Consider the following 18,846-nt stretch of genomic DNA (forward strand, 5'->3'; position numbering starts at 1 on the left):
GTAATGATCGTAAATATGGTCATTCCTACCAACTTTACGAGGAAATCATGACGACCACGAGCGAACAGCTCAACGCGGGGCGCTATGAGCTCAGCCATCTGCGGTCCCTGGAAGCCGAAGCCATCCACATCATCCGTGAGGTCGCCGCCGAGTTCGAGCGGCCCGTGCTGCTGTTCTCCGGCGGCAAAGACTCCATCGTGATGCTGCATCTGGCGCTCAAGGCGTTCCGCCCGGGGCGGCTGCCGTTCCCGGTCATGCACGTCGACACCGGACACAACTTCGACGAAGTGCTGCAGACCCGCGATGAGCTCGTCGAGGAGTTCGGTGTTCGGCTGGTCGTGGCCAAGGTGCAAGACGATATCGACGCCGGCCGCGTGGTCGAGACGATCCCGTCGCGCAACCCGCTGCAGACGGTGACCCTGCTGCGCGCGATCCGCGAGAACAAGTTCGACGCCGCGTTCGGCGGCGCCCGCCGCGACGAGGAGAAGGCACGCGCCAAGGAGCGGGTGTTCTCCTTCCGCGACGAGTTCGGCCAATGGGATCCGAAGGCCCAGCGGCCCGAGCTGTGGAACCTCTACAACGGCCGCCACCACAAGGGCGAGCACATCCGCGTGTTCCCGCTGTCGAACTGGACCGAATTCGACATCTGGTCCTACATCGGCGCCGAGAAGATCAAGCTGCCGTCGATCTACTACGCCCACCGCCGCAAGGTGTTCGAGCGCGACGGCATGCTGCTGGCCGTGCACAAGTACCTGCAGCCCCGCAAGGACGAGGAGATCGTCGAGAAGACCGTCCGGTTCCGCACCGTCGGCGACGTCACCTGCACCGGCTGCGTGGAGTCGCACGCCGCAACGGTTTCCGAGGTCATCGCCGAGACGGCGGTCTCGCGGCTCACCGAACGCGGCGCCACCCGCGCCGACGACCGCATCTCCGAGGCCGGTATGGAAGACCGCAAGCGAGAGGGCTACTTCTGATGACTCGCACCACCGAGCGGCCCACCACCCGGACCGCCGCGACGCTGCTGCGAATCGCCACCGCGGGTTCCGTCGACGACGGCAAGTCGACCCTCATCGGACGGCTGCTGTTCGACTCCAAGGCCGTCATGGAAGACCAACTGGCCTCGGTCGAGCGGACTTCCAAGGAACGCGGTCACGACTACACCGACCTGGCGCTGGTGACCGACGGCCTGCGGGCCGAGCGTGAGCAGGGCATCACGATCGACGTCGCCTACCGTTACTTCGCAACGCCCAAGCGCAAATTCATCATCGCCGACACCCCCGGCCACATCCAGTACACCCGCAACATGGTGACCGGTACGTCCACCGCACAATTGGCGATCGTCCTGGTCGACGCGCGCCACGGTCTGCTCGAGCAGTCGCGGCGCCACGCGTTCCTCGCGTCGCTGCTCGGCATCCGGCACATCGTGCTCGCGGTGAACAAGATGGACCTGATCGATTGGGACAGAGAGCGTTTCGAGAAGATTCGCGACGACTTTCATGACTTCGCCGCCCGCCTGGACATCCACGACGTGACGACGATCCCACTGTCGGCACTCAACGGCGACAACGTCGTCACCAAATCCGACAACACCCCGTGGTACGAGGGTCCGCCGCTGCTGAACCACCTCGAAGAGGTCTACATCGCCGGCGACCGCAACCTCGTCGACGTGCGGTTTCCTGTTCAGTACGTGATCCGTCCGCAATCCTTGGAGCATCACGACCACCGCAGCTATGCGGGCACCGTCGCCGGCGGCGTGATGAAGGTCGGCGACGAGGTCGTCGTGCTTCCCGCGGGGCTGACGTCACGGATCGCGGCGATCGAGGGACCCGCCGGTCCGATCGATGAGGCGTTTCCTCCGATGGCGGTGGCGATCAGCCTCACCGACGACATCGACATCTCGCGCGGCGATCTCATCGCACGTCCGAACAACCAGCCGCGGGTGGCGCAGGAGTTCGATGCCACCGTCTGCTGGATGGCCGACGGCTCCGCGCTGGAACCCGGCCGCGACTACGTCATCAAGCACACCACCCGCACCACGCGGACGCGGGTCACGGCGCTGGACTACCGCCTCGACGTCAACACGCTGCACCGGGACAAGGACGTCACCGCGCTCAAACTCAATGAGCTGGGCCGCATCTCGCTGCGCACACAACAGCCGCTGCTGCTCGACGAGTACAGCCGCAACGCGACCACCGGCTCGTTCATCCTGATCGACCCGAACACCAACGGCACGGTCGCCGCCGGCATGATCCTGCCGCAGGTGACCGCCCGCACCTCGAGCCCCAACACCGTCCGGCACGAGTCGCTGTGCAAGGCCGAGGACCGGCTGAGCAAGGGCAGGACCGTGTGGTTCACCGGCCTGTCGGGCTCCGGCAAGTCGTCGGTGGCGATGCTCGTCGAGCAGAAGCTGATCGAAAAGGGCGTTCCCGCCTATGTTCTCGACGGTGACAACCTGCGTCACGGTCTCAACGCCGACCTCGGTTTCTCGATGGCAGACCGCGCCGAGAACCAGCGCAGGCTGGCCCACGTCGCGGCGATCCTCGCCGACTCCGGACAGGTTGTGCTGGTGCCCGCGATCAGCCCGCTCGAGGAGCACCGGGCCCTGGCCCGAAAGGTGACCACCGAGGCCGGGCTCGACTTCTTCGAGGTGTTCTGCGACACCCCGCTGGAGGACTGTGAGCGACGCGATCCGAAGGGCTTGTACGCCAAGGCCCGTGCTGGTGAGATCACTCACTTCACCGGCATCGACAGCCCTTATCAGCGGCCGAAGAATCCTGACCTGCGCCTGACACCCGAACGCGATCCCGAGGAGCTCGCGGACATGGTCATCGAGCTGCTCGAAAGTCGCCAGTGAGCGATCACGATCTCGCCGCCCGGCTGGCCACGGCGGCCGGAAAGCTTCTGCTCGACGTCCGGGACGAGCTCGCCGACGCGACCGCCGCCGAACGAAAAGCCGCCGGAGACAAACGCTCCCACGATTTCCTGACCGAAGCGCTGGCGACGGAGCGGCCAGACGACGCGGTGCTGTCGGAGGAGGGCGCCGACGACCCGGTGCGCCTGACCGCCCAACGTGTCTGGATCGTCGACCCCCTCGACGGCACCCGGGAATTCTCCGAACTCGGACGCGACGACTGGGCGGTGCACGTTGCCCTCTGGCAGGCAGGAGGACTGGTGGCCGGGGCCGTCGCGCTCCCGGCGCAGGGTATGACGCTGGCCACGCCGACGGTCACGCCGCCCCCGCCGCAACCCGAGACGCCGCGGATCGTTGTGTCGCGCACGCGGCCTCCGGCCATCGCGCTCGCGGTGCGCGACGCGCTGGGCGGCACGTTGGTCGAAATGGGGTCGGCCGGAGCGAAGGTCGCCTCCGTCGTGCAGGGACGCACGGATGTCTATGTGCATGCGGGAGGCCAGTACGAGTGGGACTCGGCAGCCCCGGTCGCCGTCGCCCGCGCCGCCGGGCTGCACACCTCACGAATCGACGGGTCGCCGCTGTCCTACAACCGCCGCGATCCGCTACTGCCCGACTTGGTGGTGTGCCGGCCCGAACTGGCCGACGCGGTGCTGCGGGTCACCGCGGCCGACTAGCCCGAAACCCTAGTCCAGGAACGCGAATCGTTCCCGGATCTGCTCGGGAATCAGACCGAACTCCTCCGGGGTGTAACGGTGTTGGCCCTTCCCGTCGCGGGGATTGGCGCGGTTGTACTCATCGACCAATGCGTCGAGATCCTCGGGCGGAGTCATTCCGGCGGCTGAATAGACATGCTGCAGGGCCGTTTTCGGTGACGACACCAGGTCGCGGTAGTCGATGTCGACGAACGTCGCCGCATGCGTCGGCGTCCGGTCGCGCACCTGGAGGGCACGCCGGAACCACAGCTCGCTCTGCGTGACCTGTTGGCGGCCCACCTCGAACGCGTCGACATCGTCGCTGTAGGTGCTGCGGTACACCGCGAACAGGCTTGCGCCCGAGGTCAGCGTCGCCACGATGTTGCGGTGGATCTGCACAACCACCAACCCCGGAAACGTCTCGATCAGGTGGTCCAACTCGGCGGTGTGCGCGGGAGCCTTGAGCACGAATCGACGGTCGTCGTGGCGGGCCAGCAGTTGCAGTGCCTCGCGGTAGCGCGCGTAGGACCCGGTGAAGTCCTGCGCGGCAAGCCATTCGGCGTAGCCCGGCAACCGCATCATCGACGTGAAGCCCCAGTTGCGCAGGTCGGTGCCCATCGCGAGCACGCACTCCTCGGGCAGCGACGGACCGGACGGATGCACGATCGCCATGTCCGGGTTGAGCGTATGCAGCAGTTGGCTGGCCGTCGCGCTCACCTCGGTGGGGTCGGGACGGAAGGGTTCGATGAACAGCCAGGGCGATACCAATTCGGCAGGCAGCGGTGCGCGCAGACGAGGGTCGGTGCCCAGCAGGCGGAACAAAAACGTCGTGCCGGTGCGCCACCCGCCGATGATCACGATCGGCGGGGGCAACGCGGCGTCGCACAGATCGCGCCGCGCAGCACGGCACTGCGCAATCCGCGCACCCGCGAGCAGCCTTCCGGTCGCCGACTGCAGCGCCATCCGGATGCCGAGGGCGTTGAGCCTGCCGTCCTGGTCGGCCGAGCCCAGGAAGGCGTCCAACCCGTCGGCCCATCCGGGCGCGAACTGCTCAGGGGTGTATTCGCCACGCCGGCATGCCCGTTCAACCACACGTTGGGCGTCGAACCGGTAGCGGTGCGGATTCTCGGCCCGGTCCTTGGCCGCCTCGGTGTAGATCTGCTCGGCCACTTCGGTGCGCCGCGGCGGCCGCCACGTCATCGCAGCTCCTCCAGCCGGATCCGGCGCGCCGTGGGCAGTTCCGGTTCTCCGACGGGGTGGAGGAACCGCAGGACGAACAGCCCGAAGGGCCGGCCCTCGGTGTCGAGCCAGTCGTAGCCGTCGACACCCGGGTTCTCCGCCGCGAGTACGAACCGAAACCTGCCATCGGTCAGGGTGGTCGAGGCCGCGGTACGGGTGACGGTGCGGTGACGGTGGTCCAGCGAGTTGAGGAAGCGGTTGTACAGCACGATGTTCCAGTGCCGACACGCCGGCACCGAGCCTTCGAGCACCAACGCCTCACCGTCGGCCAACTGCCATGCGCCGCGAACGTAGTGGATGCCCGGCTCGGTGAACGCTGCGCCCCCGGCCATCGCCGACCAGTGCCGCACGCCGTTCGGTGCTTTCAAGTCGGCGGCTGTCGACAGTTCGAAAACGTTGGTCACGTTGGCGATCACGGTGCCCAGCCGCGAGAGCCCGCGGTCCAGATCAGTAGGGGAAGGGGGTGTGTCGTCGGCGTCGAGCACCTCGATGTGGCACCAGCCGGGGCTTGCCGGATCCGAGCTGTGGTGCGCATAGCGCACCCACACCGACGACGACCCCGGCGGCAGGTCCGCCAGCGTGGCGGTGAACTTCCCGTCGGAATCGATCTCCAGGTCGCCGGTCTCCAGGCGTGCCACAGCTGCCGCGTCGGCGACACCGGTCCCGCTGTACACCGTGATCGACTGGTACACCGAGTCTCCGACGTTGCCCGAGATTCGGTAGGTCCGGTTGTCGCGAATGTCGGTGATCCAATACCGGAAGTCGGGATTGTCCATGAAGAACTTCTCCCGCCAACCGTTGAACGGCACCAGTTCCGGGCGATCGCGGTCGACTTCGAGGCGGCCCAGCAGATTGTTGAGGGCCCGCGTCAGTGCCCGCTGGCCGTCGGCCTGTTCGCTCGGGTCGAGCCCTTCGGTGAACTCGGCCAGCGTCTCCCCGGCCGTGCGCATCCCGTCGACCAGTGTCCGCCAACCCTCACCCGCCATAGCTGCCGAACGTACCAACCGGGTCGTGCACGCGGTCAGTGGCAGAATCCTTCAGATGCGTATGTCGGCCAAAGCGGAGTACGCCGTCCGCGCGATGGTGCAACTGGCCACCGCCGACGACGGTGTCCTCGTCACCACCGACGACCTGGCCAAGGCGCAGGGCATTCCTCCGCAGTTCCTCGTCGACATCCTGTCCGCCCTGCGCACCGATCGACTCGTGCGCAGCCACCGCGGCCGCGAAGGCGGCTACGAGTTGGCCCGCCCGGCGAAAGACATCAGCATCGCCGACGTGCTGCGTTGCATCGACGGCCCGCTGGCCAGCGTTCGTGACATCGGACTGGGAGATCTGCCCTATACGGGCCCGACGACGCCGCTGACCGACGTCTGGCGTGCACTGCGCGCAAGCATGCGATCGGTGCTCGAGCAGACGAGCATCGCCGACGTGGCCGCCGATGCGCTGCCCAAGCGCGTCCGCAAGCTCGCCGACGACTACCGCGATCAGGAGACCAAGCGGGGACACTCGCTGAACTAGCCTCGTTGGCGCGGGTCAGGTCGCGCCGGAACCGTAGGGCCGGGTGATGATCTCGAGATAGTGGCCCGCCGGGTCCTGGAAGTAGACACCGCGACCGCCGTCGTTGTGGTTGATCTCGCCCGGGCGCATGCCCCGCGGATCTGCCCAGTGCTGCAGGCCGCGCGCCAGGACGCGGTCGTAGATGTCGGAGAACTCGTCCTCGGACACCAGGAATGCGTAGTGCTGCGGACGGATGTCCTCGTCCGGGCCGACTTGGGCGTAATCGAGGCTGGCGTCGTGCGCCAGGTCCACGACCAGAAAGTGACCAAACTCCCGGGCAGGGGGCAACCCGAACAACTCGGTGAAGAACCGGGCCGATTCCTCGCGGTCTTTCGAGGCCACGATGGTGTGGTTGAAGGTGATGGCCATACCGATTCAGTCAACCACCGCGGTGGCGCGCCGACAACGATGCACGATGGACGCGTGACCTTCGACTTCAGGGAACTTGAACATCCCGTCATCGTGGCCCCGATGGCGGGCGGCCCCTCCACGCCGCAACTCGCCGCCGCGGGAACCAGGGCAGGCGGACTGGGTTTCGTCGCCGCCGGTTACCTGACCGCCGAGGTGTTCGGCGAACGCCTCAGTGCGACACAGCGGCTGACAACCGGCCCGGTGGGTGCGAACCTGTTCGCATCGCAGCCCAGCGCCGCCGATCCCGAGACGATCGCCCGCTATACGCAGGCACTGATCCGCGACGCCGAACGCTACGGCGCCACGCTCGGTGAGCCCCGGTTCGATGACGACGCCTGGGCGGCCAAGATCGACGTCTTGGCCGACCTCAAGCCCGCGGTGGCGTCGTTCACCTTCGGTCTGCCCAGCGCCGAGGAGATACAGCGGTTGCGCGCGGCCGGCATCACCACGGTCGGCACCGTGACCACGCTCGCCGAAGCGCAGCAGGCGGTGGCCCGCGGCGTGGATGCGGTCGCCGTGCAGGGCCCCGGTGCCGGAGGCCACCGCGGCACGTTCGACCCGACCGCGCGGCCGTCAGAGGTCCCGCTGGACGAACTGCTGGCTTCGGTGATCGCCGACGTCGACGTGCCCGTCGTCGCCGCGGGAGGCCTGATGAGCGCCGACGACATCGACCGGGTGCGGTGCGCCGGTGCGGTGGCCGCACAACTGGGCACCGCGTTCCTTCTCGCCGACGAGGCCGGCAGCAGTGCCGTGCACCGTGCCGCACTACAAGACCGTTCCTTCACCGAAACGGTTGTGACGAAGGCATTCTCGGGCCGCTACGCACGCGGCCTGCGCAACCGGTTCGTCGACGACCACGAAGACGAGGCGCCGCTGGGTTACCCCGAGGTGCACTACCTGACCAGCCCGTTGCGGGCGGCCGCCGTGCGCGCGGGCGACCCGCACGGCGTGAACGTGTGGGCGGGTACGGGCTTCCGCGACGCGAAGCCGGGTTCGGTGGCCGACATCATCGGCAGGCTCACCTGAGGGTCACTTCGGGGCGCTCAGCTCCAGCGCGATGTTGTCCGGGTCGCGGAACTCCAGGATGTACATCGGGCCGATGTCCTTGATGGGTTCGTGGTCGATGCCGAGATCGTCGAGATGGCTTTCGGCGGAATCGAGTTCGTCCTTGCTGTTCAGCCGGAACGCGACGTGGTCGAGGCCGGTGCGGTCCTCGTCAAAGGTGTCGGTTCCCACGGGCCGCAGAGCGACCAGGACGCCACCTAGGTCGTAGATGACGCCGCCGTACAGGAAGCTCAACGCCTCGCGAGTGGCCGCATTGGCGCCCTCCGGAAGCTCGATGAACACGCGCCAGCCGAACACCGACTCATAGAACTCCCGCGACCGTTCGATGTCGGTGACCGTGAGCCGGAGGTGCGCGATGGACGTGGTGGTGATCGCCATGCCCCACATGCTGCCAGTCGTGCCAGAATCGCCGTTGTGCAAGTCGGAATGACGATGCCGGTCATGGAACCCGACCTCGATGCGAAGACGCTCGAGACCTGGGCCCGCGTGATCGACGAAGGGCCGTTCTCGTCGCTGTGCTGGGGTGAGCGCATCGCGTTCGACAACCCGCATTCGCTGACGTTGCTCGGGGCGCTCGCCGTGTGGACCGAGCGCGTCCGGCTCGTGACGACCGTCATCGTCCCGCAGTTGCACGATCCCGTGATGCTGGCCAAGGCGCTGGCCACCGGCGACATGCTCTGTGGCGGCCGGCTGACGGTCGGTCTGGGCGTGGGCGGCAGGGAGGAGGACTACCGCGCGGTGGCCGCGGACCCGACCGGCCAAACAATGCGCGGGATGGCCGATCGTGTCGCGGTGATGCGCAGAATCTGGGCGGGGGAGAAGGTCACCGAATCCGTCCTCCCGGTCGGTCCGGTGCCGGTTCAGCCCGGCGGACCCAAACTGTTGGTCGGCACGATCGGGCCGAAGACCGTCCGCAGCGCGGCCGGATGGGCGGACGGGCTGGCAGGTACGACGCTCGATCTCGATGTCGCCCGACAGAACGAACTGTTCGACGTCGCCCGCACCGCGTGGGCCGAGGCCGTTAAGCCCGCGCCGCACCTGGCGACGTCGTTCTGGTTCGCGATCGGCGAGGGTGAACAGCCCCGCGAACAGGTACATCGACATTTGCGGCGGTACATGAACTGGATCCCCGGCGACATCGTCGACGCGATGGCGCCCACGACGGGTTGGGCGGGCACCGAACAGGAACTTCTCGATGTTCTACACCGGTTCGAGGACATCGGCACCGACGAAATTCATCTGATTCCAACGAGTTCGGACATCGAGCAGGTGCGCAAGGTCGCCGAGGTGATCAGCGAGTTCGCGCCGTAGGGCGGTTGGCGGTCGGTTCCGCGCGAATGGCAGGATGGGTCTGTCGGGGAAGTCGTGAGGGTCGCATGGCGTTGGACTGCAATACGAGCGTCCATAGCAGCGGCGGGGGCAGATTGCCGAGAGGAAATCACGATGACGATGACAGGATTGAAGAGGTTAGCGGCAGGAGCCGTGATGGTCGGGGCGTTGGGATTCGCCGCAGGCCTCGGCGCGGGCCAGGCGGTGGCCGACGACCACTGGTGGCACCCGCCAGGACCGGGGCATATCGTTCCGCCACCAGGGCATATCGCGCACATCCCGGGGGTTCCGCCGCCCGGGCATATCGCCCATATCCCCGGCGTTCCGCCGCCCGGACATTGGGACAAGCCCTGGAAGTGGTGGAGGTGACCCGGGGCCGCCGCTAGAACTTCAGGTGGTGGCTGGTGTCGCCGACCTGGTCGATGAAGATGGTGCGAGTGTCGAACCACCACGCGCCATCGACGCGGTGGAACGTGTCGCGGTAACGACCGGTCACGATGACCTGCAGTGGTAGGTCCGGTGTCGCCTGCGTGACGCAGTAATAAGCGCTCCCGCGGGCGGTACCGGCCTCGTCGTCGACGAGCACGGTGACGTTCGTGGTCAGGTGTTTGGTCCTCGGTGTGCCGTCGTCGTAGAGGCGCACCGCCATTGCGAACATCTCGCGTGCGCGGTTCGCACCCTCGAACACCGTGTCCGGCGGTCCGTTCTCGACGGCGTTGATCCGCCCGTGGGCAAACAGTGCGCCGACACCTTCGAGGTCGCCGGCATCGATTCGCTCGGCGTATGCGTAGACGAGATTCTCGATCTCGCGGGCGGAGTCGCTCATCGGCGAGTAGACAACCAGCACCGATGTGTCGTGTCAACGATCGCGGGTGTCGGGGTTGTCGCTAATCTCGTGCGATGGCTACGAACTGGTCGCCGAGCAGGCTGGGCAATCTCAGCGGACAGCGGATCGTCGTCACCGGCGCGACGAACGGTGTCGGGCTGGCGACGGCGCGGGCGTTGGCCGGTGCGGGCGCGCACGTGATCCTCGCCGTGCGCAACCTCGAACTCGGCGCACAGCGGGCGGCCGAGATGGGCGGAGACACCTCGGTGCTCAAACTCGACCTCGCCGATCAGTCGTCGGTGCGCGCCTTCCCCGAGTTGCTCGAGGGCGACGTCGACATCCTCATCAACAACGCGGGCCTCGTCGCGCAGAACCGGCGCGAGACCAACGACGGTTTCGAGATCACGCTCGGCACCAACTTCCTCGGACCGTTCGCGTTGACCAACCTGCTATTTCCACGGGTGCGCTCGAAGATCATCAACGTGGGCTCCGACGCGCACAAGTCGGCGACGTTCAATTTTGACGACCCGCATCTGCGCTCGAGCAAATGGTCGGCGTTCCCGGCCTACGCCCGGTCGAAGCTGGCCGTGATGTGGTGGGGGCTGCAGCTCGACCGCCGGCTGCGTGAGGCCGATTCGCCGATCAGCAGCTTCCTCACGCATCCCGGCTGGGTGGCGTCCAACCTGTCGAACGTCTCGGAAAAGCCAGTCATGGCCGCGTTTCACGGGGTGGTCAAGACGGTGGCGCGGGTGCTCGCCAACGATCTCGACGCGGGCGCCGCTCCGACGTTGTACTGCATCACCGAGCCGATCCCGCCCGGCAGCTATGTCGGCATCGACAGCCGGTACGGGCTGAAGGGTGGGCCGACGCTGAGCGGTCGCGGCGCGGTCGCGTGCGATTACGACGACGCCCGCAGGTTGTGGGAGTTCGCCCAGAAGGAAACCGGCACCAGCCTGCCGGTATAGTCAGCCGCTCGCGATCTACGCGACGAGCAGCACGAGACGCGCCTTCGCTTCTCAGGTTCATCATCCGTTGGTATATGCACGTACTCAGGCTCAGTACAGCGAATTCACATACAGCAGAGTTACTTTGGTATTACCCCTCTCAATAAGCATGGAGGTGAGAGGTAATGAAGATTGGATCATTCGCCGCTCTTTTTGCGTCCGGAGCCGTCGCGGCCGTTATCTTAACGCCGGTGGCGCAGGCCGCACCCCCGGCAGAGCCCACAGCTAGTTCCGTTCAATCCGTTGGTAATCAACAGATTCAGCCGTCCCCGATGAGATGCACCACCACCAGAGTGGCAAGCATGTGCATGTCGCCCGGTAACGCGCAGATCAACGACTCCCCGCCGTTCGTCGACAACTATCCGATGTACGGCTACTTCCCGTGGATACTGTGACCGGCATCCTCGACCGGACTTATCCGCAAGTGCTGATTCTGCCGATTGCGTTGGGGCGGTCGACGGTTGGTGAGGTTGTGTTGACCTTCCGGGAGGACACCACATGACCATCGACGATCACCGCGCTGACGAGCTCAACGCGAACGAACCACTTGATGCGCTGCTCGATCCGCGTGCTCGACCGACATCAAGCCTCGAAAGAGTCGATGAACGTGAGTTCGCCGGCGGCATTCCGCAAGTGCGCGCGAATGTTCCGTCGTTTCGGCTCGGTCGGCGGTGGGTCAACTGCTTATGGTTGGTGCTGCTGGGCTGCGTCGGGATCGTGATCGCCGTCCTGGTAGCACGACAGTTGCGGCAGTACGCCTGGATGCAAAACTTCATCATCGAGTATCCGGGTACCGCAACAACTTACGCACCGGCGGTAACATCAGGCTTCCCGGCCTGGCTGCGCTGGCAGCATTTCTTCAACATCGTGTTCATGATGTTCATCATCCGTGCGGGGCTGCAGATACTCGCCGACCACCCACGGTTGTACGTGAACTCAGGATGTCGGCCGGGTACCGAATGGTTTCGGATGCGCGGCCCGGTTCCGCCCGACCGGATGGACAAGAGCAACCCGTCGCGGGTGTGGACGTCGAAAGATGACGCCGTTGCGCTTCCGAAGTGGCTGGGGATACCGGGGATCCGCCATTCGATCGGGTTGGCGCGCTGGTGGCACTTCAGCTTTGACCTGTTGTGGTTGCTCAACGGCGTGGTGTTCTACGTGCTGCTGTTCAGCACGGGCCAGTGGCAGCGGCTCGTGCCACAGTCGTGGACCGTCTTTCCGAACGCGTTGTCCACCGCGGTGCAGTACGCCTCCCTCGATTTCCCGGCCAACGCGGGTTTCACAACGTACAACGGCCTGCAAATCCTGGCCTACTTCGTCACAGTGTTCATTGCGGCGCCGTTGGCCCTGCTCACCGGCTTGCTCCAAGCGCCGGCCGTGGCCGCGCGGTTCGGCACTGGCCGTGGTGTGCTGAACCGGCAGGTGGCGCGCACCGTCCACTTCGGCGTCCTATGTTGGATGCTGCTGTTCATCGTCTGCCACGTCACCATGGTGCTCGCCACCGACGCCGTGCAGAACCTCAACCACATCACTTTGGGGACCGATACGCGTTCAAACTGGGCGTTGGCGATCGTCGGGGTAGCCGCTGTGGTGGTGGTGTTGTTATGGCTCATCGCGACTCCACTGACCATCCGGTACCCCCGGCTCGTCCAGAGCACCGGCCGGTTCATCGTCGGCTGGGCCAAGGATCTAATGGAACGCACGACCTCGCGAGCCAGCTACCAGGAAAAAGACATCACACCCTACTTCTGGATGAACGGTCGGTTGCCAGACTCCGAGTACTACCGGCGGCTGCAGCGATCCGGATGGTCGGAGTACTCCCTGCGTGTCGAAGGGCTCGTTGAGAATCCGGTGCGCTTGTCCTATGGAACCCTGCTGGCGATGCCGAAACGGGAGCAGATCACCCAGCATTACTGCATTCAGGGTTGGTCGGGGGTGGCCAAGTGGGGCGGGGTCGGCATGAGCGACCTTCTCGACATCGTCCGTCCGCTTCCTACGGCGCGGTGGGTGGTGTTTTACTCCTTCGCCGACGGCGCCGAACCGAACACCGGTAGGTACTACGCCTGCCACAAGATCGAGCACATGCGCTCGCCGATGGCGATGTTGGCCTACGAGATGAACGGCCAACCGCTCAGCGAGGCCCACGGCGCGCCGTTGCGGGTGCGCAATGAACTCGAACTTGGCTTCAAACAGGTCAAATGGGTTTCGGCCGTCGAGTTCGTGGCAGATATTAGCGACATCGGATGGGGGCACGGCGGCTATAACGAGGACCACGAGTTCTTCGGATATCGCATGCCGATCTGACCTACGACGTCCATCCAGGCATCCCGTAACGGCCGTCGACTCGGCTGACGGGTTGATCCCCGGTAGCGGATGCTTTGCAACCGACCGATTAGCGAAGTATCCGAGTATTTCTCGAAGTCGCGATTTGATGCAGCCGCATCAACGTCTTGACGGCTGATCACGAAGTGGTGACTGAGTGCCCCCGGCAGGATTCGAATCTGCCGCTTCGTTTGATCGCCGGATAGCTGCCAACCTGCCTTTATGCCCCTCTACCTTTACGTTCACACGGTGGCATTCGTTGCAAGCAAGGGCACTGCGGGTACTGTGTTGAAACATAGATCGTGCAGAGATCGTGCAGGGGAGGCAAACAAGATGGCAGGCAAGCCGGGACGGCGGGGATGGGGCCACGTCGTTCGGATGAGGTCGAAGCGATACCAGGCGAGCTACGTGTGGCCGCTGGGCGGGCCACGGCACTACGCGCCGATCACCTACACCGCCAAGACCGACGCCGAGCACTGGCTCGGCAACGAGCGCCGGTTGATCGAGCGCGGGGAGTGGACGCGACCGGCCGAGCGGGCCGCTGCGGCGACGGTGGCCGGGATGACGCTGGCCGTCTACGGCGATCAGTGGATCGAGCAGCGCAAGCTCAAGCCGCGCACCCGGTCGCTGTACAAGTCGCAGTTCACCCGGCTGATCGAGCCGACACTGGGCAAGCTGCCGGTCACCTCGATCACCCCGGTGCGGATCCGTGGCTGGTACGCGGCGCTGGACGCGGGTACCAAGCGCCAGAACTCGCAGGCATACGGGCTGCTGCACTCGATCCTGGCGACGGCGGTGAAAGATGGCCTGCTGGCGTCGAATCCGTGCCAGATCGATGGGGCGATGAACATCCACCGCGAGCGTGAGCCGGTCGTCTTGTCAGTGCGCGACATGGGGCGGCTGGCTGAGGCCGCGCCGGACAACCGGCGTGCCCTGATCCTGCTGTCGGCGTGGTGCGGTCTGCGGTGGGGTGAGGTCAGTGAGCTTCGCCGCCAAGACCTCAGTGAGGGCTGCGAGATCCTCACCGTGGCACGCTCGGTCACGCGCCGCGACGGCAAGACCTACATCGACACCCCGAAAACGGGTAAGCCGCGAAAGGTGGTGCTGCCGCCGCACATTCGCGAGGCCGTCAAGCACCACCTCGATGTGCATGTGGCTGCGGAGCCGGACGCGTTGCTGTTTCCCAACAGCCGGGGCGGGCATCTCAACGACAAGGTGTTCGCCGATTCGGTGTTCCGGCCCGCCCTGAAGGCCATTGGGCGCGAAGGGGTTCGGATACACGATTTGCGGCACTTCGCCGGAACACAGACGGCACGGGTGGCGAACCTGGTCGAGACCATGCAGCGGCTGGGCCACTCGACGGCCAAGGCGAGTCTTCAATACCAGCAGCAGGTCGACGGCCGGGACGTGATAATCGCCGACGCCCTGTCGAAGCTCGCGGATCAGGAGGTCGGGGCATGACTACGGGCGACGTCGACGCGGAGCCAATAGACCCGCAGGGGAGGTCGGGATTATGAGCACCACGCCGATTTGGGTGCCACTGGTCGTGGCGGCACTCGGGTTCATCGGCACACTCGGCGGTGCGCTCGGCGGCGTGGTTATCACCCAGCGAAGCGCCGACAGACGCGAGCGCGAGAGTCGAGCCGAGGAGTTCAAGCGGGAACGTGCGCGTTGGGCACGCGAGGATGCGGCAAGGACTTTTGAGGAGCGCCGCGACGCCTACCTCGGGTTCTACGAGGCCCTCCGTCAGGCGCTGGCGTTCGCGAATTCTTTCTTTGACGAAGGGGCGGACCTGTCCAGGCTGCCCTTGCCCTACGACTGGTATGGCCCGCTGTACCACCACCTTCAGCGAGTCGAGATTTATGGGTCTGAAGCAGTGATTGCTCTGGCGCAGAGGGCTTTCGAGATTACGACCGTGTGGGCCGGTACGTTGCGTCGGTCGTCCGATGACCCAGCGATGGTGACGCATGACGAAGATCTTGTCTACGAAGCGGACAGTTCGCCCTTCGTCCTCATCGCGGCAATACGCAAGGAATTAGGCGTGCCGGAAGGAGAGCCGCCGAAGACTATCCGCTGACACGTTGTGGCTCAAGCGATCTCACCCTCGGTGGGTGCCAGCACGTCCGCGAAGAACTTTTCGTTCGTCCCCTGCGGTGCATCGAGGTGATCGAGGACCGAATCGACCGATTCGCCGACGTGCTCGGCGATCTCCTCGATACTCATGCCGTCGTTCAGTAACCAGCGGATGCGAGTCGCCCGCCATCGGATATACAGGCCAAACTCGTATGCGTCGCGAAGCGCACCGGGAGGCCGTTTCTGCACTGCTATGAATGCCCGGTCGAACAGGATGCGCTCCAACCGGCGCATTTCGTCGGTAATGCGCTCGGCCATCTCAGCGGCCTCCTCAACGGTCGCGGGTATGTGAATCACGCGGCCTCGGGCCTCGCTCTCAGTTTGCATGCGAGCCAGAAAGTCTTCGTCGGATTCCTCGCCGTCTTCGCGGGCCTCGCGGTCATCGACGCTGTACTGCCTGCCGTCCGTGCCGGTGATCAGGTGCCCCAAACGGGGCGCTGCCTCAAGCTCGCGATGCACGGTGCCCTTGCCGATACCCAGCGCCTTGGCTATGGCTCGACTCGACATCCCGTGAGCGTCGAGGAATCGCACCACCTCACCTCGCTTGTCGCGCTCCAACTTCCACTGCCCGTCGAGGGCATCGGCGATGTAGGCGGTCCACGACGCGTAGCCCAGAGTCGTGTGGATGCTGTCAGCCTTGGCCTGCTCGACCAACGCGGCCAGCGCCTCGATGACGACGTGCGCGTGATGGGCCAGTGTGCGAATCTGCGAGTCGAGTTCGCGGGCGTACTCCTCGCTGTCGCTGCGCTGCTCGATCTCGCTCACTGCAGTACCTCCCTGGCGTCGGCCTGGGCGGCAGGCCGCTGACCGAAGAGCCACCCGGCCACGTCGACCAAGTCGAGGCCGAAGCCCCGGCCGGTGGAGTGGTCGGCGAACACCACGAAGTCGGTCGCTGCGTCGACCAGCATGTAGGTGCCGTACAGGTGTGAGCGCGGATCCTTCGCCCTCGACTTCACCAGCCGCAGACCTTGGCGCTCGGCGGCGCGGCGCAGCCGGTTCTCCAGCACCTTGTGCTCGGTGTCGGACATGGACTCGATCTCATCCCGCGTCGGGATACTCATGTCAACATTCATGCCGAAAAGTGTACGCGCACTGATGCGCGAGGACCGCGAATCATGTTGTCGCACCTCCTCTTTCATAGCCTATTAGCTGCTACGGGAGCAGCTACTTCCTGTTCCCCCAGGTCAGTTGGTGCGCCCGTTTTGGGAAATTGACCCAACCGGGCCAATAAGCCCGCCCAGGCCATCCCAGCCAGTGGACCCCACCGGGGATCTGGGATCCGAAGCCAACCGATTGTCCAGACCGGGCCGGTGGGGGTTCAGCTATGGGGGAGGCATCCCCCACCGGGGGGTTTATGCCGTGCAGCTAACTCGTAACTGTCTCAGGTGGAACAGTTGGTCGTCCGGTGTGTTGGGCGCGGGCCGTCGGGTGGCTGATGGTGTCGGCGCTCGGGGGTGCGCTGCGGGTGGCTGTGTGCCTCGCTGAGCGCCGTTGGTGGCGTGGTGTGGTGGTGGCAGCGGCCGTGCGGCAGAGAGGCTCTCAGGCGTCCTCGTCGTCGTCCAGGTGCGCGAGGATGATCGCGGCCTGGTCCTCGGCGTACTCCAGCACCCTGCTGACGTTGAGGGTGCCATTGGGTCGGGTGCCGAGTTCGATGGCGCGACGGCGAAGTTCGGCGGCTTCAGCGGCTGTGACGAGACCGTGAGCCGCGAGGGCGTTGAGGATGTTGTTGGCGCGGTGGTAACGCTCGATGGTGCGGCGGCTGCCGAAGTCTTCGCCGAGGACGGCTTCGATTGCGGCGCGGCCAGGATCGCGGGGTCGGCCTGGGCGCTTGACGGTGTGGGAGTCGCCGTGGCGGCGGTGACGGGCGTAGTGGACGGCGCAGAGCCCGCGTGCCTTGTGCGGTTTGGCGCATCCGGTGATCGAGCAGTCGGTCATTCCCCCACGGTAACAGAATTCATGTCAATTGGCATTGAATGTGTCACCTTCGGGTTAGGCCCGTTTCCTGGCCTTGGCGCGGGCCTTCTTCGCCACTGCGGCCGGACCACCTGTGCGCCGGTCGCTCTCGGGTGTGCGATACGGGGAGCGGGCAGCGTGGGCGCGGACGCGGTCATCGTCGCGGGCGTCGGCTGCGGCCTGGACGCGGCGAGCACGGTCGGCAGCCGTCGAGGTCGCAGCGGCGGTGACGGCGTCGATGGCGGCACCGACCAGGGCATCGTGGTCGGCGCTCCAGTCCGCTCGGCCACGTAGCGTCATCAGCCGGTCAGCGATGCCGGTGAGATCGGCGGCGAGCTTCTCAGCGGCCTGTACAGGCGAACCGACAGCAGTCATGTTGTCCTCCAACAATATTCAGTGGTGGTCGGAAAGTCCTCGCGGATCCGCGGATCCGCGGATCCGCGAGGGGTTTCGGTGCGCCAGCATTACCCACCCGTGGGTAATGTCGGCGTCTGGCGTCATCGGTTGGTGTGGCTGGCTCGGGCAGCATGCTTGGCGGTCTTGCGGCGATGACACGGGATGCAAACCGCGATTCCGTTCTCGACGCTGTCGACGCCGCCGTCGGACACCTCGCGAACATGGTCGACCTCGGTGGCGCGGCCAACGCAGATGCCGGGGAAGCGAAGCTGGCACTGGTAGCCGTCACGGCGCAGCACAGCCGGTCTCACAACCGCACGCCAGCGATGACGGCCAGTCGCCTGCGACGACGCGGTCTGCGGGCTGGTGTTCCAGCCGCTGCACGCCTCACAGTGCTTACGGGGCGGGTACACCAGTCGCTTACATCCGTTGCGGCCGCACGGTTTTGGTGCTCTCGGCATGCGTGAAACCTCCTGTGTCAGGCCACGTTCGGTGCGCCTGGTCGAATGCGGTGTGGCATCGGCGGCAACGTGGCTCGTAGAAGTCGGGGTTGGCCGAATACAACGCGCCGGTTTTCGGGTCGGTCTTCTCGTTGGGGTCGGCGTAGTTGTAGCTCCAGTCGGCGGCACGCTCGCTACAGGCGATGCAGTTGTGCTGCCTCGCTGGTCCTTTCAGTTTCTGGAGCCGCTCATGGGCTGTCCGATAGGCGATGTCGTCGCCTCGCCACCCAGGGCTGTCAGCGCCGCGTTTGAACCGGCGCTTAGGGACGAAGTGCGGGTCGCCGTAGCGCCGGACCCGCGTTTCATGCTTAGGACACAGGCCGTGCGGTCCACAGTCGAGGTTCTCGCACCCGTCCATCACGCAGACACCGCGAGACTCCCGCCGCCGCGTAGCCATCGGGTGCCCATTCCGGCACAGTCGATGATAGTGCCTGGCGCACAACGCCACTGAGACGACCTTGGCAGGACTGCCGCACCCGTCCATCGAGCAAGGCGGGTGACGGTCCTG

At 65.7% G+C, this 18,846-nt stretch carries 20 protein-coding genes and 1 pseudogene; 11 read left to right on the top strand and 10 right to left on the bottom strand.

What is annotated here, in order from left to right; all coding sequences use genetic code 11:
- Nucleotides 1-3 precede the first annotated feature (3 nt).
- The 3 genes and pseudogenes from cysD (at nucleotide 4) to A5759_RS04515 (ending at nucleotide 3,585) form a co-directional block, all read left to right on the top strand.
- Nucleotides 4-974, top strand: a pseudogene (gene cysD / locus A5759_RS04505) (sulfate adenylyltransferase subunit CysD).
- Nucleotides 974-2,854 carry a sulfate adenylyltransferase subunit CysN gene (gene cysN, locus A5759_RS04510; protein WP_068194409.1) on the top strand — a complete coding sequence of 627 codons (1,881 nt, stop codon included), beginning with the start codon at nucleotides 974-976 and terminating at the stop codon, nucleotides 2,852-2,854. Before cysD ends, cysN begins: the two are co-directional and overlap by 1 nt.
- Nucleotides 2,851-3,585, top strand: a complete 735-nt coding sequence (locus tag A5759_RS04515; RefSeq protein ID WP_068194412.1) for a 3'(2'),5'-bisphosphate nucleotidase CysQ — start codon at nucleotides 2,851-2,853, stop codon at nucleotides 3,583-3,585. The genes cysN and A5759_RS04515 overlap by 4 nt, the downstream gene beginning before the upstream one ends.
- 9 nt (nucleotides 3,586-3,594) lie before the next feature.
- Here A5759_RS04515 and A5759_RS04520 read toward each other — a convergent pair whose 3' ends face one another.
- Together A5759_RS04520 and A5759_RS04525 are read right to left on the bottom strand one after the other, a co-directional pair.
- Nucleotides 3,595-4,803 (bottom strand): sulfotransferase, encoded by a 1,209-nt coding sequence (locus A5759_RS04520; protein WP_068194415.1) that lies wholly within the window; start codon nucleotides 4,801-4,803, stop codon nucleotides 3,595-3,597.
- Nucleotides 4,800-5,828 (bottom strand): DUF1214 domain-containing protein, encoded by a 1,029-nt coding sequence (locus A5759_RS04525; RefSeq protein WP_068194418.1) that lies wholly within the window; start codon nucleotides 5,826-5,828, stop codon nucleotides 4,800-4,802. Before A5759_RS04525 ends, A5759_RS04520 begins: the two co-directional genes overlap by 4 nt.
- Before the next feature lie 55 nt (nucleotides 5,829-5,883).
- Here A5759_RS04525 and A5759_RS04530 point away from each other — a divergent pair, with 55 nt between their 5' ends.
- A complete protein-coding gene (locus A5759_RS04530; RefSeq protein WP_068194421.1) occupies nucleotides 5,884-6,360 on the top strand; it encodes an RrF2 family transcriptional regulator in 477 nt (158 codons plus the stop codon).
- 15 nt (nucleotides 6,361-6,375) lie between these two features.
- On the opposite strand, the gene A5759_RS04535 is transcribed toward A5759_RS04530, so the two are convergent.
- Nucleotides 6,376-6,768 carry a VOC family protein gene (locus A5759_RS04535; protein ID WP_068194424.1) on the bottom strand — a complete coding sequence of 131 codons (393 nt, stop codon included), beginning with the start codon at nucleotides 6,766-6,768 and terminating at the stop codon, nucleotides 6,376-6,378.
- A 54-nt stretch (nucleotides 6,769-6,822) separates the two neighbouring features.
- On the opposite strand from A5759_RS04535, the gene A5759_RS04540 reads away from it, so the two are divergent.
- The gene (locus tag A5759_RS04540) at nucleotides 6,823-7,836 is read left to right on the top strand and encodes a nitronate monooxygenase (RefSeq protein ID WP_068194522.1); all 1,014 of its coding nucleotides are present in this window, start codon (nucleotides 6,823-6,825) and stop codon (nucleotides 7,834-7,836) included.
- A gap of 3 nt (nucleotides 7,837-7,839) precedes the next feature.
- Here A5759_RS04540 and A5759_RS04545 read toward each other — a convergent pair whose 3' ends face one another.
- Nucleotides 7,840-8,253 carry a VOC family protein gene (locus A5759_RS04545; protein WP_067088758.1) on the bottom strand — a complete coding sequence of 138 codons (414 nt, stop codon included), beginning with the start codon at nucleotides 8,251-8,253 and terminating at the stop codon, nucleotides 7,840-7,842.
- Nucleotides 8,254-8,301: 48 nt separating this feature from the next.
- Here A5759_RS04545 and A5759_RS04550 point away from each other — a divergent pair, with 48 nt between their 5' ends.
- Together A5759_RS04550 and A5759_RS25525 are read left to right on the top strand one after the other, a co-directional pair.
- On the top strand, nucleotides 8,302-9,186 hold the full coding sequence (locus A5759_RS04550) for an LLM class flavin-dependent oxidoreductase (RefSeq protein WP_068194427.1): 885 nt from the start codon (nucleotides 8,302-8,304) through the stop codon (nucleotides 9,184-9,186).
- Nucleotides 9,187-9,318: 132 nt separating this feature from the next.
- The gene (locus A5759_RS25525; RefSeq protein ID WP_082961973.1) at nucleotides 9,319-9,573 is read left to right on the top strand and encodes a hypothetical protein; all 255 of its coding nucleotides are present in this window, start codon (nucleotides 9,319-9,321) and stop codon (nucleotides 9,571-9,573) included.
- Nucleotides 9,574-9,586: 13 nt separating this feature from the next.
- Here the strand turns inward: A5759_RS25525 and A5759_RS04555 are convergent, their stop codons facing one another.
- Nucleotides 9,587-10,030, bottom strand: coding sequence for a nuclear transport factor 2 family protein (locus tag A5759_RS04555; RefSeq protein WP_068194525.1), 444 nt, complete (start codon nucleotides 10,028-10,030; stop codon nucleotides 9,587-9,589).
- Between the two features lie 74 nt (nucleotides 10,031-10,104).
- Here A5759_RS04555 and A5759_RS04560 point away from each other — a divergent pair, with 74 nt between their 5' ends.
- The 4 genes from A5759_RS04560 (at nucleotide 10,105) to A5759_RS04575 (ending at nucleotide 15,433) form a co-directional block, all read left to right on the top strand.
- On the top strand, nucleotides 10,105-10,995 hold the full coding sequence (locus A5759_RS04560) for an SDR family NAD(P)-dependent oxidoreductase (RefSeq protein ID WP_068194430.1): 891 nt from the start codon (nucleotides 10,105-10,107) through the stop codon (nucleotides 10,993-10,995).
- 537 nt (nucleotides 10,996-11,532) lie between these two features.
- Nucleotides 11,533-13,338 carry a molybdopterin-dependent oxidoreductase gene (locus A5759_RS04565; protein WP_082961974.1) on the top strand — a complete coding sequence of 602 codons (1,806 nt, stop codon included), beginning with the start codon at nucleotides 11,533-11,535 and terminating at the stop codon, nucleotides 13,336-13,338.
- 351 nt (nucleotides 13,339-13,689) lie between these two features.
- Nucleotides 13,690-14,817 (top strand): site-specific integrase, encoded by a 1,128-nt coding sequence (locus tag A5759_RS04570; protein ID WP_068194433.1) that lies wholly within the window; start codon nucleotides 13,690-13,692, stop codon nucleotides 14,815-14,817.
- A 52-nt stretch (nucleotides 14,818-14,869) separates the two neighbouring features.
- Nucleotides 14,870-15,433, top strand: coding sequence for a hypothetical protein (locus A5759_RS04575; protein ID WP_156616810.1), 564 nt, complete (start codon nucleotides 14,870-14,872; stop codon nucleotides 15,431-15,433).
- A gap of 11 nt (nucleotides 15,434-15,444) precedes the next feature.
- On the opposite strand, the gene A5759_RS04580 is transcribed toward A5759_RS04575, so the two are convergent.
- From A5759_RS04580 to A5759_RS04600, 5 genes are all read right to left on the bottom strand, one after another.
- Nucleotides 15,445-16,254, bottom strand: coding sequence for a hypothetical protein (locus tag A5759_RS04580; RefSeq protein ID WP_068194439.1), 810 nt, complete (start codon nucleotides 16,252-16,254; stop codon nucleotides 15,445-15,447).
- Entirely contained in the window at nucleotides 16,251-16,562 is a 312-nt protein-coding gene (locus tag A5759_RS04585; protein ID WP_231984542.1) for a hypothetical protein, read from the bottom strand. Before A5759_RS04585 ends, A5759_RS04580 begins: the two co-directional genes overlap by 4 nt.
- Before the next feature lie 466 nt (nucleotides 16,563-17,028).
- Nucleotides 17,029-17,424, bottom strand: coding sequence for a hypothetical protein (locus A5759_RS25835; protein WP_068194445.1), 396 nt, complete (start codon nucleotides 17,422-17,424; stop codon nucleotides 17,029-17,031).
- A 54-nt stretch (nucleotides 17,425-17,478) separates the two neighbouring features.
- Nucleotides 17,479-17,817 (bottom strand): hypothetical protein, encoded by a 339-nt coding sequence (locus tag A5759_RS04595; protein WP_068194448.1) that lies wholly within the window; start codon nucleotides 17,815-17,817, stop codon nucleotides 17,479-17,481.
- A gap of 122 nt (nucleotides 17,818-17,939) precedes the next feature.
- Nucleotides 17,940-18,299, bottom strand: coding sequence for an HNH endonuclease (locus A5759_RS04600; protein ID WP_068194452.1), 360 nt, complete (start codon nucleotides 18,297-18,299; stop codon nucleotides 17,940-17,942).
- Between the last annotated feature and the right edge of the window lie 547 nt (nucleotides 18,300-18,846).

The sequence above is a fragment of the Mycobacterium sp. 852014-52144_SCH5372336 genome (assembly GCF_001665615.1).
GTDB classification, from domain to species: Bacteria; Actinomycetota; Actinomycetes; order Mycobacteriales; family Mycobacteriaceae; genus Mycobacterium; species Mycobacterium neumannii_A.

Bases quoted from the DNA above. Each gene is read 5' to 3' on its own strand.
- cysN (WP_068194409.1), top strand. From the start codon at position 974: ATGACTCGCACCACCGAGCGGCCCACCACCCGGACCGCCGCGACGCTG.
- A5759_RS04520 (WP_068194415.1), bottom strand. From the start codon at position 4,803: ATGACGTGGCGGCCGCCGCGGCGCACCGAAGTGGCCGAGCAGATCTAC.
- A5759_RS04525 (WP_068194418.1), bottom strand. From the start codon at position 5,828: ATGGCGGGTGAGGGTTGGCGGACACTGGTCGACGGGATGCGCACGGCC.
- A5759_RS04530 (WP_068194421.1), top strand. From the start codon at position 5,884: ATGCGTATGTCGGCCAAAGCGGAGTACGCCGTCCGCGCGATGGTGCAA.
- A5759_RS04535 (WP_068194424.1), bottom strand. From the start codon at position 6,768: ATGGCCATCACCTTCAACCACACCATCGTGGCCTCGAAAGACCGCGAG.
- A5759_RS04545 (WP_067088758.1), bottom strand. From the start codon at position 8,253: ATGGCGATCACCACCACGTCCATCGCGCACCTCCGGCTCACGGTCACC.
- A5759_RS04550 (WP_068194427.1), top strand. From the start codon at position 8,302: ATGACGATGCCGGTCATGGAACCCGACCTCGATGCGAAGACGCTCGAG.
- A5759_RS25525 (WP_082961973.1), top strand. From the start codon at position 9,319: ATGACGATGACAGGATTGAAGAGGTTAGCGGCAGGAGCCGTGATGGTC.
- A5759_RS04555 (WP_068194525.1), bottom strand. From the start codon at position 10,030: ATGAGCGACTCCGCCCGCGAGATCGAGAATCTCGTCTACGCATACGCC.
- A5759_RS04560 (WP_068194430.1), top strand. From the start codon at position 10,105: ATGGCTACGAACTGGTCGCCGAGCAGGCTGGGCAATCTCAGCGGACAG.
- A5759_RS04565 (WP_082961974.1), top strand. From the start codon at position 11,533: ATGACCATCGACGATCACCGCGCTGACGAGCTCAACGCGAACGAACCA.
- A5759_RS04570 (WP_068194433.1), top strand. From the start codon at position 13,690: ATGGCAGGCAAGCCGGGACGGCGGGGATGGGGCCACGTCGTTCGGATG.
- A5759_RS04575 (WP_156616810.1), top strand. From the start codon at position 14,870: ATGAGCACCACGCCGATTTGGGTGCCACTGGTCGTGGCGGCACTCGGG.
- A5759_RS04585 (WP_231984542.1), bottom strand. From the start codon at position 16,562: ATGAATGTTGACATGAGTATCCCGACGCGGGATGAGATCGAGTCCATG.
- A5759_RS25835 (WP_068194445.1), bottom strand. From the start codon at position 17,424: ATGACCGACTGCTCGATCACCGGATGCGCCAAACCGCACAAGGCACGC.
- A5759_RS04595 (WP_068194448.1), bottom strand. From the start codon at position 17,817: ATGACTGCTGTCGGTTCGCCTGTACAGGCCGCTGAGAAGCTCGCCGCC.
- A5759_RS04600 (WP_068194452.1), bottom strand. From the start codon at position 18,299: ATGCCGAGAGCACCAAAACCGTGCGGCCGCAACGGATGTAAGCGACTG.